The sequence below is a fragment of the Candidatus Cloacimonas sp. genome, assembly GCA_039680785.1.
Lineage (GTDB): Bacteria > Cloacimonadota > Cloacimonadia > Cloacimonadales > Cloacimonadaceae > Cloacimonas.
The window spans coordinates 12,900-30,995 of the sequence record JBDKSF010000092.1; the positions used below are offsets into that span (position 1 = coordinate 12,900).

An 18,096-nucleotide genomic window follows, 5' to 3' on the forward strand; every position below is an offset into this window, starting at 1 on the left:
GCTGAAACTATGTTTTTAACGGATTTATCAATCAACAGACCTGTATTGGTCACAATGGCAATTATGGTATTCGTTGTATTCGGAGTTCTCGCTTATTTTAATTTACCGCTGAACTTGATGCCGGATGTGAAATTGCCTTATGTAGTTGTTCAAACAGTTTATTCGGGAGCGGGACCGCGAGAAATTGAATCTCAGATAACCGATCCGGTAGAGGAAGCAATTGCCACCGTTAGCCAGATTGATTTTATTCAGTCCTATTCAATGGAAAATGTATCCATTGTTCTGGTTGCCTTCAAATTGGGGAAAAATATCGATATTGCCAATCAGGATGTAAAAGACAAGGTTGATGCCATTATTCGCGATTTACCTGATGGAACCGATAGACCAATTGTTATGAAAATGGATATCACTGCTTTTCCCATTATGGATTTAGTTCTATCCGGCAATCTGGATTCCAAGGATTTATATGAACTTGCCGATGGTCAATTGAAAGATCGTTTAGCTCAAATTCCCGGTGTTGCCAGAGTAACTTTGAACGGAGGGGCTAAACGCCAAATTGATGTTCGGCTAACAGATAAAGTAGTATATGAAAATAAAATATCGCTGTCGCAATTAAGTGGAATCCTTGCAGCCGCTAATTTAGATATGCCTGCAGGTAATTTTAACAAAGGAACTCAGGAATATTCTGTCCGTCTTAAAGGTGAATTTCAGGATGTAGGAGAGCTAAAAAATACAGATATACCGACTGCTTTTGGAGTAAAAAAACTTTCTCAGCTGGCGAGTGTATCTGATACTACGGAAGAAGTTCGTTCCAAAGCCATATATTTCAATGTTCCGGAAAAAATTAAGGACGACAATATTGTTCGCTTGTCCATAACTAATGCTTCAGATGGAAATGTTGTAGCCATAGCTGAAGAAGTTACTAAGCAGATTCCATTGCTGAATAAAGAGCTTCCTAAAGGAGTGAAATTGGAAATAATTCGCGATGATAGTGAATTTACAAAAGATACGATCAATTCCACTCTTGAGAATATTTTACTTGGTATCTTACTTACCGGTTTAATTCTCTTTATCTTTTTGCACGATCTGCGTTCTACCATTATTGTGGCTATTTCAATGCCTTATTGCATTATTTCCACCTTCATCTTTATGCAGATGTTCGGTTTCACATTTAATATTATGACTATGATGGGCTTATCTACAACGGTGGGAATCCTGGTTTCTAATTCCGTAGTCGTTTTGGAAAATATTTTCCGACATCGAGATATGGGCAATACCAGAAAACAAGCAGCCCAAACGGGAACTAATGAAATCGGAACTGCTATTTTAGCATCCACTTTAACTAATATCGTAGTATTTTTACCCATTGCCACGATGACTTCAATGGTGGGGCGCTTCTTTAATGAATTTGCCATAACGGTTACCATAGCTACCTTATTTTCTTTGCTCACTGCGTTTACGATTACTCCGATGCTTGCTTCCAGAATTATACCGAAAGAGAAACGGACAAGTAAATGGGGGCTTGCATTTGATAGAGCTTTTGATAAATTCGGAGATTACTATGCTAAGTTCTTAAGCTACGCTTTACGCTCCAAAAAAACCAGCGTGAGTATTTTACTGTTTACTCTATTGGCTCTGCTGATCACTGTAGGGCTTAGTTTCGTTGTGGGTATGGAATTGATGCCGAATGTAGATCAAAGTAATCTTTCGATAACAGTAGAAATGCCTCAGGGAACAAATCTAGTCCAGACAGCAAAGACAATGGATAATATTCAAAATAGAGTAGCCAAGCATAAAGAAGTTGTGCATATACTTACTAATTTAGGTTCCAGCGGTTCTATTGATACCGGAACCAATCTTGCTTCTTCAGATGTAAAATTGATAGATAGAAGTCAGCGTAAATACAATGCTAATCAGTTGGTAGATATATTAACCAAAGAGCTTGCCGATATTCCGAATGCTAATATAAAAGTTTCTGGCTCTTCTATGGGCATGGGAGGAGGAGGTCGTTCCGCCTTTGAATTTATGTTAGAAGGTCAGGATGATGCTCGCCTGGAAGAATTAAAAGATGAAGTAACCAGAGCTATTCAAAATATACCTGGTTTAATCAATCTTGATACTTCCAGCCGTTTCGGCAGGTCGGAGCTTACTCTTTATCCCAAAAGAGATCAGCTTGCTGCAGCTGGAGCTACGGTATATGATTTAGCATTAGCATTGCGTGCAAATGTAGAAGGAGTTGTTTCCACTGAATATCGTGAGGGCGGAAATCAGTATGATATTAAATTATCCCTTGAGGACGAGTCAGTTGATTCTCCTGATAAAATCAAAAACTTAAGTGTGGTTGTAATGGGTAAGAGTTATCTTGTCTCCCAATTGGCTGATGTCAGTTTTGATGCAGGTATAAATAGAGTAACGCACTATGATCGTTATAAAACCATCATTTTCTCAGGTGATTTGGCAAGTGGTTACACATTGGGTAATATAACTTCTCAAATTGAAGAGCGCTTGGGTAAAATAAAATTCCCCAGCGGATATCGTTATAAATGGAGTGGTAATGCAGAAATGTTGAAAGAAACTACCACCGATATGCTTCGAACCTTCATTCTTGCCGTTATTTTAACCTATATGCTTTTAGCGGCAATTTTGGAAAGTTTTGCCCAACCCATTTTGATTTTAGCTACAGTTCCCTTGGCTTTAATTGGAGTAATACTTTCATTACTAATTGCAGGACAATCGCTTAACATCATATCTATGATGTCTATAATAATGTTAGTTGGCATTGTCGTAAATAACGCTATATTAATAATGGACTATGTAAATATAAAACGCAGAGAGGGATGTAGTGTCCACGATGCGTTAATGGAAGCGGGGAAAGTGAAATTGAAACCGATAATAATGTCTACAATTGCCATTATAGCAGGTATGCTACCTATGGCTATCGGTGTAGGAAGTACGGGAGCCGAAATGACAAGACCAATGGGTATTGTTTCCATTGGTGGATTGGTTGTTTCCACCTTCCTTACGCTGATTATTATTCCGGCTTTCTATTTCCTAACCACCAAGAATATCCATGCCAGAAACGAATCTCAATAAAAAGGAGAGAAAAATGAAAAAGATCACTCGTCTGGTCAGCATCGCTTTATTAGCGATATTTATCGCAGTCGGCATCTTCGGATGCTATGGTAATATGTCACTAACCAAAAAAGTGTATCAATTTAATGGCAGTGTCGGAGATAAGTATGTTCAGAGTATTGTCAATTGGGCATTCTGGGCATGTCAAGTTTATGAAATTGCAATGGTTTTGGATGTTTTTGTCTTTAATACCATTGAATTCTGGACAGGTAATAATCCTATCACTTTGAACGAAGGCGAACAGATGATTAAGTATGCTGAAGGTCCCAATGGCAAACTTAAGATTGATATCACTAAGAACCGGATTGAAATTTCACAACCAGAAAACAGTTCCGCTCAAGATAACATCGTTCTTGTTTATGATCCGGCAAGTAGTTCTTGGACAATGAACAACAATGGGAATAGTAAAAAGATAGCATCGATGGAGGGAAATAATATCAAATTGCTCTCTCCTGCAGGTGAAGAATTTACTTTAGATTTAACTAAATAGGAGTAAAAAGTGATAGATAGACAATCAGTCGAAAACATTCTCGCCCAAATTCGCCCTTCCATCCAAGCTGATGGAGGGGATGTAGAACTAATCAATATTCGGGAAGATAATGTTATAGAAGTTCGTTTGAAGGGAAGCTGCAATGGATGCCCGATGGCAACTTTAACTTTGAAAGCGGGTATTGAAAGAATAATTAAGGAAGAAATTCCCGAAGTAGCAGAAGTAATAGCTGTTTAGCAGCAAATAAGTTAATTAAGTTAGGAGTCGTCACGGCTTCAGTCCATTAACGAATCACTGAGTTATTTTTGGCAGTGAGGACTCCTAACGATGTTAATTACATTCTCCCATTTTAATTTGTTTATTGGAATGGTTTCCACCGTAATGTTCATCTATCTTCTTACAACCAATTTTTTTAAATCCTATTAGGCGAGGGAAATAGCTAAACTTTGTATCAAATGTCCATTTTAGTTTTTCGCTTTTCCCCCTTCCTTCCTCATTTAATATTGCCCTAACAATTCTCTAACACTTCTGTAACGAGATTAGAGCAGTGTAAGAGAAGTGTTAGAGGAATGTTAGGCAATCTACTATGGAGCAATCAGTTAGGAATCCATAATGAGAGTGAGAAGCAGAATGGATTTGGAAAAGTGTTTCGGGGCAATTAGTTTGCAGCTTTTACCGCTGAAATTGGAAGTTAAACAAAAAAATTGACAAGGCAAGGCACTTTAAAAACAAGGTAATAGAAGAAAATATAAAACTTAATGGAGTAAATTATGAAAAATATTCTGGTAACCGGAGCTGCAGGTCAAATTGGATCAGAACTTGTTCCTTATCTCAGAAAAATTTATGGAACTAATTCCGTTGTCGCTGTTTATCGCAGTACCCCTTTAACAAAAGAAGTTAGTGAAGGCGGACCTTGTGTAAATATGGATGTGATGGAAGCGGAAAAGTTACACGAAGTGGTGAAAAAATACAATATAGATACCATTATCAATCTGGTAGCCGTTTTATCCGCTAAAGGCGAAAATAATCCTCTTTCTGCTTGGAAAATCAATATGGGCAGTTTGATAAATTCCCTGGAAGTAATGAAGGAAGTTAAAGGAGCAGTTTTTACTCCCTCTTCAATTGGCGCTTTTGGCCCCTCCACTCCTTTGGATAATACGCCTCAGGATACAATTATGCGTCCGACGACAATTTACGGTATTTCCAAGGTTGCCGCCGAGCTTTGGTCAGATTATTATCATCTGAAATATGGAGTGGACACACGCGGAGTGCGTTATCCTGGTATAATATCCAATGTAACACTTCCCGGAGGCGGGACAACTGATTATGCCGTTGAAATTTATTATGAAGCAATAAAACATAAACATTACACCTGCAATTTAAAGGCAGGAACATATTTGGATATGATGTATATGCCAGATGCTCTGCGCGCTTTGGTGGAACTTATGGAAGCAGACCCTAATAAACTTAAACATCGTAATTGTTTTAATGTAACTGCGATGAGTTTTGAGCCCGAAATGATTGCGGCTGAAATCAGAAAACACATACCGGAATTTGTCATAGATTATAAAGTGGATCCCGTTAAGCAAGCAATTGCCGAAAGCTGGCCCAATTCTATGGACCAAACGGCTGCCCAAGAAGAATGGGGTTGGAAACCGGAATACAATCTTTCCACTATGACGATTGATATGCTAAAAGTTCTTTCCCAGAAACTTAAATAATGGTTAAAATAGGAGTTGTGGGAGTTGGTCATTTAGGCCAATTTCATACCCAAAAATATAAAGACATCGAAGATGCGGAATTAGTTGGCATTTATGATGTCAATGAACAGCATTCCAAATCCGTAGCCACGCAGCTAAACACTTGCAGTTTTTCCAGTTATGAGGAAATGCTGCAGTGTTGTGATGCGGTTGATATTGCAGCCACAACTACCGCTCATTACGAATTGAGTAAAAAAGCTCTGCTGAGTGGAAAACATATTTTTGTAGAAAAACCCATTACCAGCGAACTTTATCAGGCGGAAGAACTGCTTCAGATTGCCAAAGAAAAAAACTTGATCATTCAAGTGGGGCACATAGAAAGGTTCAATCCCGTAATTCTGAAAATTGAAAATGAAATCTCGGAACCAATGTTCATTGAATCGCAAAGGATATCTTCTTTCCAACCACGCGGAACTGATGTTTCGGTTGTGCTGGATTTGATGATTCATGATATTGACCTGGTGCTTAGTTTTATGCATAGCCCCGTAAAAGATATTCGGGCAAGTGGCGTAGGAATATTTACCCCTACAATTGATATTGCCACGGCTCGCATTGAATTTACCAATGGTGCCATTGCCAATGTAACTTCCTCACGAGTATCTATGAAACAAGAACGCACTTTAAGATTCTTTCAAAGAGACGCATATATCAAGATGGATTTTTTAACGAAGCAGGTTAACATAATTAAGAAAAGTGCCAATGCTGATAAGTTACTGCCTCAAATTCTGGCGGGAGTAATGGATGTAAAACCCGATCAATTGTTGGACATTCAAAATTATGCCGTGGGCGATAATGCACAAGATGCCCTTTCTTTGGAGCTAAAGTCCTTTATCGATTGCGTGCAAAATAAACGGAAACCGATTGTTGATGGCTCAGCTGGAACAATGGCTCTAAAAATAGCAATTGAAATTAATAACCAAATTCAAGCTCAAAATGCTAAATTGAAAGCATAAAGATACAGGATGTAAACAGATGCAAGATATTCTCATTAAAGATGTGGCAGCATATATTGGAACCGAAGTTCGTTTGAAAGGTTGGGTTCGAAATATCAGGCATAGCGGTAAACTGCTTTTTATTATTTTAAGAGACGGAACGGGTGAAATGCAAACTGTTGCGTTTGAACCTGATTTGGGAGAAAAAAATTATGAGACCGCCAAGCGGCTTACTTTGGAATCATCGGTTATAATTTGCGGAATACCCAAACTGCATCCTAAAAAAGAAAATGTCTATGAATTGGCTATCACGCAGATTGAACCAATTCAAATAGCGGATGATTATCCAATTGGGAAAAAAGAACACGGACCCGATTTTCTACTCTCCAATCGCCATTTATGGATAAGGTCTCAAAAACAATGGGCTGTTCTGAAGATTCGTCATTCCGTCTATTATGCCATCTGCAATTATCTGAATGAACAAAATTTCGTGCGTTTCGATTCACCCATTCTTACTCCCAATGCTTGTGAAGGAACAACTACATTATTTGAACTGGAATATTTTGACGAAGGAAAGGCATATCTTTCTCAATCGGGTCAACTCTATCTGGAAACAGGTATTATGAGTTTGGGTAGAGTTTACGATTTTGGTCCTGTTTTTCGAGCCGAGCGTTCTAAAACGCGTAAGCATTTAACGGAATTTTGGATGATGGATGCAGAAGCAGCTTTTGTGGATCATACCCAAAATATGCAGATTCAAGAAGATCTGATTCGTTATGTAATCCGCTTTGTGTTATCCAATTGTGCTCAGGAATTGGAAATTTTGGAAAGAAATATTGACTCGCTGAAAGCTGCAGATGCACCTTTTAAAAGAATGACTCACTATGAAGCAGTGGAATTACTGATTAAAAAAGGGAGCGATATAACCCATAATAAAGATCTCGGCGCTCAGGATGAAGTTTTGCTGACGGAAGATTCTCCCGTTCCGATTTTTGTGGAACTCTGGCCCCAAGATATCAAAGCATTTTATATGAAACGAGATACTAATAATCCAGATTTGGTTTTGGGTGATGATTTAATTGCGCCTGAGGGCTTTGGAGAATTGATTGGTGGCAGCCAAAGAGAGGATGATTATGATCTTTTGCTGTCCAGAATGCAAGCGGAAAATATGCCCATTGACGACTATCAATGGTATCTGGATTTACGCAAATATGGTTCTGTCCCTCACAGCGGTTTTGGAATTGGATTGGAACGATTGGTAACCTGGATAAGCGGAATTTCTCATATCAGAGAAACAATACCCTTCCCAAGGATGATTTATAGAATTTATCCCTGATGCTAAAAGGTCGTTCTAAAGCCCCAATCTTTTGTTTATAATATAATAACAAGGATAGATGTATGATTACGAATTACTTTTCTGAAACAACAAAAACGATGAAATCATCGCTAATCAGAGAACTGGTGGCAGAAACCAAAAATGTTCCCGGCTTGATTTCTTTTGCGGGTGGCTTTCCCTCTCCGGCAACTTTCCCCAAGGAAATTTTGAGCGGACTTTATCAAGAAGTCGTTTCCAAGCAGGGAAAAGATGTTTTACAATATGGCAATAGCGAAGGAGACGATGTATTAAAAGATGCGCTCCTGAAATGGGAAAATTATCCTGAATTAAGTAGAGATAATTTAATTATCACAGTAGGAGCTACCAATGCCATTTATTATATGAGCCGTTGTTTAGTGAATCCTGGCGATGTTGTTCTGTGTGAAGCACCCTCATTTTTAGGTTCGCTGGTTGCTTTTGATGCAGTCGGCGCAGATGTTCAAAGTGTAAGTATGGATAGTGAAGGCATAGATTTGAACCGTCTGGAAGAAAAAGTGAAGCAACTTCGCGATGCCAATAAGAAAATTAAATTTCTTTATACTATCCCGGATTTTCAAAACCCTGCTGGAATATCAATGAGTAATAAGCGTCGGCACGATTTATTAAGATTTTGTGCAGCGGAAGGGATTTTGATTATGGAAGATAACCCCTATTCGCGTTTAAGATATAGCGGAGAGGAATTGCCTACTTTGTTTCGCATTGCTCAAACCGAAATGCACAATCAGTATTTGGTAACCGAAATTGTTTCCTTTTCCAAAATTATAGGACCCGGTATCAGAGTTGCCTTCGCTAAGGGTGATCCTGCTCTCATCAATAAAATGGTTTCCTGGCAACAAAAAGTAACCATCAGTCCCGATTGCGTAACGGAAAGAGTGGTGGCAAAATTTATTGAAGAGGGCTATATGGAACCTCATATCAAATCTCTGTGTGAGTTCTATAAACCTTATTTGGATAAGATGCTATCCTGTTTGGAAAAAGAAATGCCCAGTTATGTGCAATGGACAAAACCACGGGGCGGCATATTTTTGTGGTTGTGGTTACCTGAAGATATTAATGCCGATACACTTTTCTATCAAGCCAAAGACCATTTTGTAACCTTTATTCCGGGCAGTAAATTCTACCCTGAAGGACAGGAAAAATTTAACTGTATGCGGTTGAATTATACCTATTCCAGCTTTGAACAAATTGAAACAGGCATCAAACATTTGGGTGAATTGGTAAAATCAATTTATGTTTGACATAGGCACGCTTCTTGCTTATATTATAATTAACTAATGTTCTTTCTAAAAGAGGAAATAACAATGAGAAAGCTGATCTTGATCGCTACACTAAGTATCATATTGATACCTTTAACGGCTCAAATTGAATTTCCGCATCCTAATTTGAATCCTTATGCTGGCAGTGGAAATTCCCTATTTAATCTGGAAAATATTTCTATGAGCCATTCCTTGGGATTTGAAACAGGATCAAGTTCTACGGGAGAAGGTTACTATCTTTCCCGTTATACAAATCATCTTAAATATAACCTAAATCCTAAGCTGGAGCTGGGACTGGACCTCAATTTCATTAACTTAGGCGGTTTTACTACAAGTAGTAAATTGGAATTTAATAATGATAATTACAGCCGGGTTGTCCCCGAATTTTCCTTAAACTATAAACCGCGCGATAACATTCAAATCCACTTTCAAATGATCTACGGCGCTAATATGAATCCGGAAAATGATTATTAGTATAGGAAATGGTAGGGAGTATCCTCTGTTAGTTTTTGTAATAATACTTATAGCTGTATTGAGCACTGCTTTGGGCAGTTTCTTCAATGTGCTTATATCTCGTATTCCGAAAAAGCAATCCATAGTTTTTCCCGGATCTCATTGTGAATCTTGTAAAAAGTCAATCCCTTTTTATCAGAACATACCTATTATCAGCTATTTACTTTTAGGTGGAAAATGCTCTAATTGCGGAGCTAAAATTCACTGGCATCATTTAGTGGTGGAAATCATCACGCCTTTATTGTTTCTCGGTTTGTTCTTTCGCTATGGTCTACATGATTTCCGGTTTTATAAATATATATTGCTATGCTCCTTTCTGATACCAATCTTTTTTATTGATGCTTTTCATCAGATAATACCTCATGTTCTTTCTATTCCACTGCTTATTTCGGGTGTGATTTTAGCTGTAATTCCTGGGAATGATGTTGGTATCTTAAATTCCTTATTGACGGCGGCATTTGTTTTTGGCTTGCTTTTATTGCTGGCATGGGCTTATCAAAAAATTCGCGGAGTAGAAGGTTTGGGGGGTGGAGATATTTGGTTACTTACTGCTTTGGCTGTTTTTTTTGGCGTGACAGGTATTCCTTATATCTTTCTGCTTTCAGCGATAATGGGTATTATCTACTTTCTTATTTTTGTGAAAGATAAACGCCAACCCTTTGCTTTTGGAACTTTTATTGCCGTAGCGGCTATTTTATGGGCATTAGTTGGAGAAGAAACGGTTTTTGGGTTCTTAAGGTTTCTATAGCAGATTATTTTTGAGGCGATTGTAAAATCTATCGTAAAGAAGAAGTCGGAACAATAGAAAATGCTCCGACTTCTTTTTACTTTAGGGCTTAATTATTTATTCATAACGCAATGCGTCTATTAAATTTAGGTTTGCCGCTTTAGATGCTGGATACCAACCAAAGAAGATACCTATGGCCATCGAAAATCCTACTGATATTAAAACTGAAAATGGAGTTACAGCAACGCTCCAATCCATGGCATTGCCAACAATTTTGGAAGCGCCAAAACCAAGTGCTATGCCGATAAAACCACCTAAAATACTGATGGCAACCGCCTCAATGATAAATTGAAGTAACACATCTCTTTTCCCTGCTCCCACAGCCATTCTGATTCCTATTTCTTTTATCCGTTCCGTAACCGAAACCAGCATAATGTTCATTATCCCAATTCCACCCACCAATAAAGATATACCTGCAATGCTTGCCAAAAGAATGGTCATAGTGTCAGAGACCTTACTGGCTGTTTCTGCTATATCTGTTTGGCTTCTAACCAAAAATTCTTCGCTGGTTGTGGCGCGATGACGATTTTGCTAAAGTTCCAATATATCTTGCGATACGCTGGAAATTTTATCTTTGGAAGATGCGGAAACGATGATCATCATATTTCTCCAACGCTGTCCAAGTAATCTTGCATAGACAGTTGTATAAGGAGCCCAAACACTTTCGTCCTGATCCATACCCATTACATTTTGTCCTTTGGATTCCATCACTCCTTTAACGGTGAAAGGAATGTTACGAATGCGAATAATGTTGCCTACCGGATCAACATCTCCAAAGAGGTTTTCAGCTACTGTTTTACCGATTACGCATACCTTATTTCCGTTCTCTACATCGCTATCGTAAAATAAATCCCCTTGCGAAACATCCATATCGCGGATGTAAAAATAGTCGGTATCCACACCCATAATACTGGTTCGCCAGTTTTGGGATTCATATTTAAGTTGGGCATAAGAGTTATAAACGGGTGAAACATATAAAGCGTCTTCCACTTGAGAACGAATGGCTAAAGCATCATCCAATTCCAGTAAAGTTCCACTTCCTGCTGCCTGACGAACGGTAGAAGAATTACGCGTAAAATTAACAGTTACCATCAGGACATTGGTTCCCATAGAGGAAATCTGGTCTTCCACTATTTTTTTGGCTCCTTGGCCTATGGCAAGCATCGTTATAACGGCTGCCACACCGATAATTATGCCCAGCATCGTTAAAAAAGTTCTGGTTTTATTACGCGTTAGCGATTTAAAGGCAATACGGATTATTCCTGTGATACTCATAATTCATCTCCGGGTAATTTTGGCAAACTGGCTAAGTCCACTTCCGCAATATGAGGATTATTATTAGGTATATCGGATATAATAAGTCCATCACGAAAAGTGATAAGGCGTTGAGCATAAAGCGCTATATCATGTTCATGGGTAACCAGCAGAATCGTTTTGCCATTTTGATGTAATTTTTGAAATATCGTCATTACTTCCAAACTGGTTCTGGTATCCAGATTTCCAGTTGGCTCATCGGCAAGTAAAAACACTGGGTCATTCACAATGGCACGAGCAATGGCAACTCTTTGTTGCTGACCACCAGAAAGCTGATTGGGATAATGTTTTGCTCTATCGGCAATATTAACTGTGGCAAGAGCTTCCATAGATTTTTGGATGCGTAAGTGATGTGTCATTTTATTTCTATATAATAGAGGTAGCTCTACATTTTCCAAAGCGGTTGTGCGAGGCAATAGATAGAAGTTTTGAAACACATAACCAATCAATTGATTGCGGATTTTGGTAAGTTCCATTTGAGATATTTCGTGAATTCCAATGTTATTGATATAATATTCGCCACTGGTAGGAAGATCAAGACAGCCAATTAAATTCATCAAAGTTGTTTTTCCGCTTCCGCTCGCACCCATTATGGCTACAAATTCTCCCTGTTGTATGTTCAGAGAAACGCCTCGTAGAGCGTGAACCTGAACATCTCCCATCTGGTATATTTTGGTTAAATTTTCTGTTCTAATTAGTAAATCCGACATTTTAGAAAGGCCTCATCCCATGACCATTTGAATTGCCATTTGTGGATTCAGTAGTATTTTTACCGTTTACACCTGTTATAATTACTTCGTTTCCAGAAAGTCCTTCTCTAACTTCAATATAGCCGCTTTCTGAAATTCCGGTTTTAATTCCTTTCGGCTTAGGGACATTATTTTCCAGAACCCAGATCAGAGCATTTTTACTTTTCGTGGATACTTTATTGGAACTATTTTGGGGTGACCTTTTATATCCCACCTTTTTATTGCTGACAGTGGAATCATTTTGGGCAGATTTTGCTTTTGAAGATGCCAAAGAAGCAAATACCTCTTTTTGGGCATTTTGGATAAGATCGTCAGTCCATTTCAGACCAAATTGTTCCCAGACCTCTTTACTGGGTTTAAAACGGGTGGCCGTTTCCGAAATACGCATCACATTTTCTCTGGATTGGATAATTATGGTAACATTAGTTGTCATTCCGGGCAGCAGTTTTTGTTCTGGATTGGCTGCATCAATAATGACACTATAGGATACGACATTGGATTCCGTAGTTGGGTTTAAGCGAATTTGTTTTACGGTTCCGGAAAAATTTTCGCTGGGATAGGCATCCACTGTAAATTCTACAGGTAAACCGACTGTTATTTTTCCTATGTCTGCTTCATCAACATCAGCAGAAATCTGCATTTGATCAAGGTTATTGGCTATCTTAAATAAAGTGGGGGAACTCATACTGGCAGCAACTGTTTGTCCTTCATCCACATCGCGAGAAACCACAATTCCATTTATAGGACTGGTAATATAGGCATTGGCAAGATTTTTTTGAGCTCGCTGTAAAGTGAGCTGGGCATTATTGTAATTTTGTTGAGCATTTTGATAGGCAAAGAGAGCAGTTTTAGCATCATATTCAGGAGTCATTTGTTTATCCAGCAATTCTGTCTGGAGGTCATAATCAAGTTTTGCCTGGTCTAATGCAGTTTTTGCCTTTGCCAGATCAGCTTTAGCTGCTTCCAGATTGGTAGAAAGGATTTCCGTATCCAGTTTTGCCAGCAGTTCACCTTTTTTAACAGGGTCATTGAAGTCCTTATAGAGCTTTTCAATTTTACCGCTAACTTCGGTTCCAACGCTAACTAATACATAGGGATTAAGTGAACCAGTGGCAGTTACAATTTCTCTGATACTGCCATTTGAAGGCGTCACAGTTCTGAATTCAGGTTTGTTTTTTGCTTTGCGCAAAGAGGTTATAACGATTATGGCTATAATTATGAGCGCAATTAGGACGATATACTTAAGGTATTTTTTCATTGTTTTTCCTTGCTTTATAATCTTATAATGTTACTTTACCATTTACCTAAAATTGGTTCAGAGAGAAGATAGTTTATTTCTTCTTGTTTTGAAATGATTGAATATAGGTTATTATTATATGATATGTCAGTATCAATATAGTTAGTTCGGGTTTTATCCAGTTCCAAAAGTTCAATTAGCCCCAAGCGATAGCGTTCTTCTGCCTGAGTAATTTGTTCTCTGGATTGTGCCAATTGTTCAGTGTAAAGTTCATTCATTCTGGTTAAATATTGCAGTTCTCTTAGGGCGCTGTCGTAATTTCTTCTCAATTGATCTTTCTTTTCATCTACAGCCACTTGAGAGAGTTGGCGGCTAATTCTTGTTCTTGTTTTGCTTTGGTTATTTTCAAAAATATTCAATAGCGGATAGCTAACGGAGAGAGAAATTCCGTGATTTGTATTATAAGTGTCAAAATCAAAATCAGAGCCACTCACGGTGCGGTCAAAATTGTAAGCAAGATTAAGGCGGGGTAAGTCATCCAGCTTATTTTGTTTTAACTGCAGATTGATGCGTTTCAAATCTTGATTTAGAATTTGAATATCGGCATTATTGTCTGTAGTGAAGGCGGGGACATCTTTTTGAATGTTTAGTTCCAGTTCAGTTAAAGAGTAACCTTCATCCTGCATTTGCACAAGGGCAAATAGTTCCTTACGAGCATTGGCGATAGTATTATCGAGTTGCATTAAGGATATATTGGAGTTTAAAACGGCGATTTCATTTTGCTTAACATCGAAGGGAGTGGTTTTACCCAATTGTAAAAGTGTTTTACTTTGTTCCCACACCCTTGTTTGAATCTGCAAATTTTCTTCTAAAGAACTTCTTTGTTTTTGTGAACTTAGCACTTTTATATATGCACTGAAAACATTATAGGCGTATGTTTTGCGGGTTTGTTCCAGTTGCATGTTGGCCGTTTTATTATCAAGAGATGCATATAGATAATTAAAATAGGCATCATCGTTTAAACTGATGGTTTTGCTGATAGATAAACCGGCGGAACTTGTTACATCATCAGTTCCGACCATGGGATCAAAATCCTTTTTTACACCTCCGTTCACGGCTGCATCTGGCAAAAGATTCCATTTTGCAGTTTTCAATGAAGAAGTGGAATTTTCGTAACTAAGTTTGCTCTTTTCTACGCTGAAACTGTTATCTAAGCCATAATTAATGAGTTCTTCCAAAGTATAACTCTGGGCTATTAACAGAATTGGCAATAGCATTAGGATCACTGTAATAACTTTCATTTTTTTCTTTTATCCTTGATTACTTTCAATTTCCTTATCTGTATTTTGTTTCTCGGTTCTTTCATTATACCATCTTACACAGTATATCCTGCAACATTTTTTATCTCTACAGACAAAGATTTATTGCATTACCTTCCAATATTTCTCTTAATACTCGTCAATAGTTTTCTTGCATACTGCCAATAACTACGAGAACATTTTTCTACTTTACAATAGCGCATCCAATCTCTCATAACCTCTCACGGGTGGCAAAATACCTGACACAACCGCATCTCTAACACTTTTGCAGGGTAAATTGTTTTGATCTATTTGTTCCCGCGTAATAGTTTTAAGGTCTATATCCGGATATAATTTCGCCATATTGGTCATCAGATAAATATAAACATTTACCCAAGAACGAAAACAAGGTGAGCTTTTGGGAGCGATCCCCTTATATTTAAGAAGGTATAATTTTAAATCATCCTTATATGCTTCCGAAGGTTTTAAACCAAAAATATTTTGAGATATTTTGCCTATTCGTTCATTTTCTTTTGTTAAGCGAGGATATGTTTTGCGTCTGGCATAAACCTTTCCCGTAGATGGATCAAAATAATACACCAGATCATCGGCTTTTCCGGTATAACCGGCAAGTCCATATTTAAATTCCACTTTCATTGTAATGTCTCCTTTTTGTCTTTCTATATAATAGGGGGTGACAAAATTGCTGAAATTGGTGACAAAACAGAAAAAATGTTGCGCACCCCAAAAATAATTTATCTTATCACCCTCCATCCCTGCCATTAAGCCATTGACAGTTCATATCCAAGCCATAACCATCTCGTATGGGGATAAGGGATGGTTACGAGAAAGTAATTGTCTATATCCGCTCGATAACTAAGTAAGTATCAAATCTGCATATAGATAGGTAGTATAAGTAGCTTTATGCAGAACATTTAAAAATAACCCAATATATCAATGCAAGATAAAGCCAAATTGCTTATTTACCAAACAAAAAAGAGAAACTCATTGACAGCTAAGGCACATTTTTAAAAAAGGATTATGCTGTGGTTGTGATTATCTTCTGAGCGTTACATCTGGATAAATCACCCAAAATCAGTTCGCAAAAATACTTAAAATAAACATAACCAGAAGGAGACCAAAATGGCTTTCAACCTAAAAAATCGTAACTTTCTTACCCTGATGGATTATACTCCTAAGGAAATTCAATTTTTACTGGATCTTGCTTTGCAGCTTAAAAAAGCAAAATATGCAGGCACGGAACAACCAAATTTAAGCGGGAAAAACATCGCTCTGATTTTTGAAAAAGATAGCACGCGCACTCGTTGTGCTTTTGAAGTCGCCGCTTTAGACCAAGGCGCTCACACAACTTATTTGGGACCTACTGGCTCACAATTGGGCAAAAAAGAATCCGTTGCCGACACGGCAAGGGTTTTAGGCAGAATGTATGATGGAATTGAATACCGGGGTTTCGGACAAGAAATCGTGGAAGAACTGGCAAAATACGCCGGAGTGCCTGTTTGGAACGGTTTAACTGATCAGGATCATCCTACCCAGGTTTTGGCTGATTTTTTAACAGCTCTGGAACAATTAAACAAACCCTTGAATGAAATGGTTTTCGTTTACAGCGGAGATGGACGCAATAATATGGCAAATGCTTTGATGATTGGTGCTTGCAAAACCGGAATGGATTTTAGAATTGTAGCCCCTAAAACGCTTTTTCCCGATCCTAATTTAGTTAATAAATGCCTTAAAGTTGCCCAAGAAACGGGTGCGAAAATAACTCTTACCGATAACATTGACGAAGGAGTAAAAGACGCTGATGTTCTATATACTGATGTTTGGGTTTCTATGGGTGAGCCGGATAGCGTTTGGGAACAAAGAATAAACCTGCTAAAACCCTATCAAGTAAATAGCGCAATGCTGCAAAAAACCGGAAAAAGCACGACGATTTTTATGCATTGCCTGCCTGCTTTTCACGATCTCAAAACCAAAATTGGCAAAGAAATATACGAAAAATTTGGTTTAGACAGTATGGAAGTTTCCAATGAGGTCTTCGAAGGACCCCAATCCGTGGTCTTTGATGAAGCCGAAAATAGAATGCATACTATCAAAGCGGTGATGGTAGCCACTTTAGGATAATAAAACAAATCTGAATATAAAAAGGGGAGCAGATTTTTGTTAATCGGCTCCCCTTTTTTGTAAAGGATATTATTTATTTCAATTTCAATATTTTTCGGGTTTCTATTTTATTTCCCTGATTTGCCTTAATTAGATATATTCCCGAGGCGGTTTGTTTTTCATTTTGATCCGTTCCGTTCCAAGTGAGTGTATTTTTGGCATCTGCAATGCCCTTGTAAAGGGTCTTAACTAACTGACCTTTCAGATTGTAAATCTTCACTTCCAAAGGAGCGTTGTCATTTTTACAGAGGATATTTATTTGGGTGGAGGCAACAAAAGGATTGGGCTGATTGGGCAGAATGGAAATTTCTGCCACTGGAGATAGAATTTCATCAGTAACAGCTACCGGCTCTTCAAAACAGGTCTCTATAATATAGCGCAAGACCTGACGGCTTTGATTGAAATCCATATTGTAGAAAGGAAAACTTAAGGTTATGGCTTTGCCAGCGTAATAATTGTGCAAAATTCCTACTCCGCCTCCATTTAAGATACCTTGAGAAGTGGCATTATCATAAGCGGAAGCATAACTATAAAGCGGAGTTGCCGAAGAAGTAGGATTGATAACTTCGATATTATATAAATGACCGTTGAAAGCAGTTGGCACCTTATTAGGATCAACCTCAATATCGATAAAATCAGGATTTACGCTATGAGCTTCATTAAAGCGCGCTGCAAAAGTATAATTTGCATTACTGATTCCCAGAACTTCATTGCTAAAAGTGTTTTCTGCAAAAGAAGCAGGATAACCATCATTCATTTCAAAAGCTTTACTGGGATGATATAGAGAGAAAAGAACTTTTCCTCCATAATAAATATACTTTTTTAAGGCATCCTTGATGTAATAGGGATAGAACATATCGGAAAAATCGTTGCCATGCCAGATAATTACAGAATAAATACCCAGATCACATAGACGCAAGGTATCATTAAGAGTTGCTAAATCGAAATGAGAGGCATTCCATAAACCGGAAATCAATTGATCATAAAAGCTATCCACCTGTTCATCCGTTGGTTGAAAAGGACTGCTACCGCTAAAATCAGCTGTTTCATCCACGATTAAAACACCGTAATT

General features: G+C 38.0%; 17 protein-coding genes. 10 read left to right on the top strand and 7 right to left on the bottom strand.

From position 1 onward, the window contains the following. Positions 1-9: 9 nt before the first annotated feature. The 9 genes from ABFC98_06470 (at position 10) to ABFC98_06510 (ending at position 10,206) form a co-directional block, all read left to right on the top strand. Positions 10-3,093, top strand: coding sequence for an efflux RND transporter permease subunit (locus ABFC98_06470; GenBank protein ID MEN6445676.1), 3,084 nt, complete (start codon positions 10-12; stop codon positions 3,091-3,093). A gap of 13 nt (positions 3,094-3,106) precedes the next feature. Beyond that, complete coding sequence (locus tag ABFC98_06475) at positions 3,107-3,622, top strand: DUF3332 domain-containing protein (protein MEN6445677.1); 516 nt, start codon at positions 3,107-3,109, stop codon at positions 3,620-3,622. A 9-nt stretch (positions 3,623-3,631) separates the two neighbouring features. Beyond that, positions 3,632-3,859, top strand: coding sequence for a NifU family protein (locus tag ABFC98_06480; protein MEN6445678.1), 228 nt, complete (start codon positions 3,632-3,634; stop codon positions 3,857-3,859). 533 nt (positions 3,860-4,392) lie between these two features. Beyond that, positions 4,393-5,343 (top strand): NAD-dependent epimerase/dehydratase family protein, encoded by a 951-nt coding sequence (locus ABFC98_06485; GenBank protein ID MEN6445679.1) that lies wholly within the window; start codon positions 4,393-4,395, stop codon positions 5,341-5,343. Then, positions 5,343-6,335, top strand: coding sequence for a Gfo/Idh/MocA family oxidoreductase (locus ABFC98_06490; protein ID MEN6445680.1), 993 nt, complete (start codon positions 5,343-5,345; stop codon positions 6,333-6,335). Before ABFC98_06485 ends, ABFC98_06490 begins: the two co-directional genes overlap by 1 nt. Positions 6,336-6,354: 19 nt before the next feature. Next, positions 6,355-7,650 (top strand): asparagine--tRNA ligase, encoded by a 1,296-nt coding sequence (gene asnS, locus ABFC98_06495; protein MEN6445681.1) that lies wholly within the window; start codon positions 6,355-6,357, stop codon positions 7,648-7,650. Positions 7,651-7,712: 62 nt separating this feature from the next. Next, positions 7,713-8,927, top strand: a complete 1,215-nt coding sequence (locus ABFC98_06500) for a PLP-dependent aminotransferase family protein (GenBank protein MEN6445682.1) — start codon at positions 7,713-7,715, stop codon at positions 8,925-8,927. A gap of 63 nt (positions 8,928-8,990) precedes the next feature. Continuing rightward, positions 8,991-9,419 (top strand): hypothetical protein, encoded by a 429-nt coding sequence (locus ABFC98_06505; protein MEN6445683.1) that lies wholly within the window; start codon positions 8,991-8,993, stop codon positions 9,417-9,419. Further along, entirely contained in the window at positions 9,409-10,206 is a 798-nt protein-coding gene (locus ABFC98_06510) for a prepilin peptidase (protein ID MEN6445684.1), read from the top strand. Before ABFC98_06505 ends, ABFC98_06510 begins: the two co-directional genes overlap by 11 nt. A 96-nt stretch (positions 10,207-10,302) precedes the next feature. Here ABFC98_06510 and ABFC98_06515 read toward each other — a convergent pair whose 3' ends face one another. From ABFC98_06515 to ABFC98_06540, 6 genes are all read right to left on the bottom strand, one after another. Continuing rightward, complete coding sequence (locus tag ABFC98_06515; GenBank protein ID MEN6445685.1) at positions 10,303-10,740, bottom strand: FtsX-like permease family protein; 438 nt, start codon at positions 10,738-10,740, stop codon at positions 10,303-10,305. Positions 10,741-10,776: 36 nt separating this feature from the next. Continuing rightward, positions 10,777-11,520, bottom strand: a complete 744-nt coding sequence (locus ABFC98_06520; protein ID MEN6445686.1) for an ABC transporter permease — start codon at positions 11,518-11,520, stop codon at positions 10,777-10,779. Beyond that, positions 11,517-12,269, bottom strand: coding sequence for an ABC transporter ATP-binding protein (locus tag ABFC98_06525; protein ID MEN6445687.1), 753 nt, complete (start codon positions 12,267-12,269; stop codon positions 11,517-11,519). The genes ABFC98_06520 and ABFC98_06525 overlap by 4 nt, the downstream gene beginning before the upstream one ends. A 1-nt stretch (position 12,270) precedes the next feature. Further along, positions 12,271-13,566, bottom strand: a complete 1,296-nt coding sequence (locus tag ABFC98_06530; GenBank protein MEN6445688.1) for an efflux RND transporter periplasmic adaptor subunit — start codon at positions 13,564-13,566, stop codon at positions 12,271-12,273. A gap of 35 nt (positions 13,567-13,601) precedes the next feature. Next, positions 13,602-14,846, bottom strand: a complete 1,245-nt coding sequence (locus tag ABFC98_06535) for a TolC family protein (protein ID MEN6445689.1) — start codon at positions 14,844-14,846, stop codon at positions 13,602-13,604. 207 nt (positions 14,847-15,053) lie between these two features. Next, complete coding sequence (locus ABFC98_06540; protein ID MEN6445690.1) at positions 15,054-15,617, bottom strand: hypothetical protein; 564 nt, start codon at positions 15,615-15,617, stop codon at positions 15,054-15,056. Between the two features lie 369 nt (positions 15,618-15,986). On the opposite strand from ABFC98_06540, the gene argF reads away from it, so the two are divergent. Then, a complete protein-coding gene (gene argF, locus ABFC98_06545) occupies positions 15,987-16,985 on the top strand; it encodes an ornithine carbamoyltransferase (protein ID MEN6445691.1) in 999 nt (332 codons plus the stop codon). 73 nt (positions 16,986-17,058) lie between these two features. On the opposite strand, the gene ABFC98_06550 is transcribed toward argF, so the two are convergent. Then, positions 17,059-18,096 (bottom strand): T9SS type A sorting domain-containing protein (locus tag ABFC98_06550; GenBank protein MEN6445692.1); only part of this gene is annotated, 1,038 nt, incomplete at its 5' end.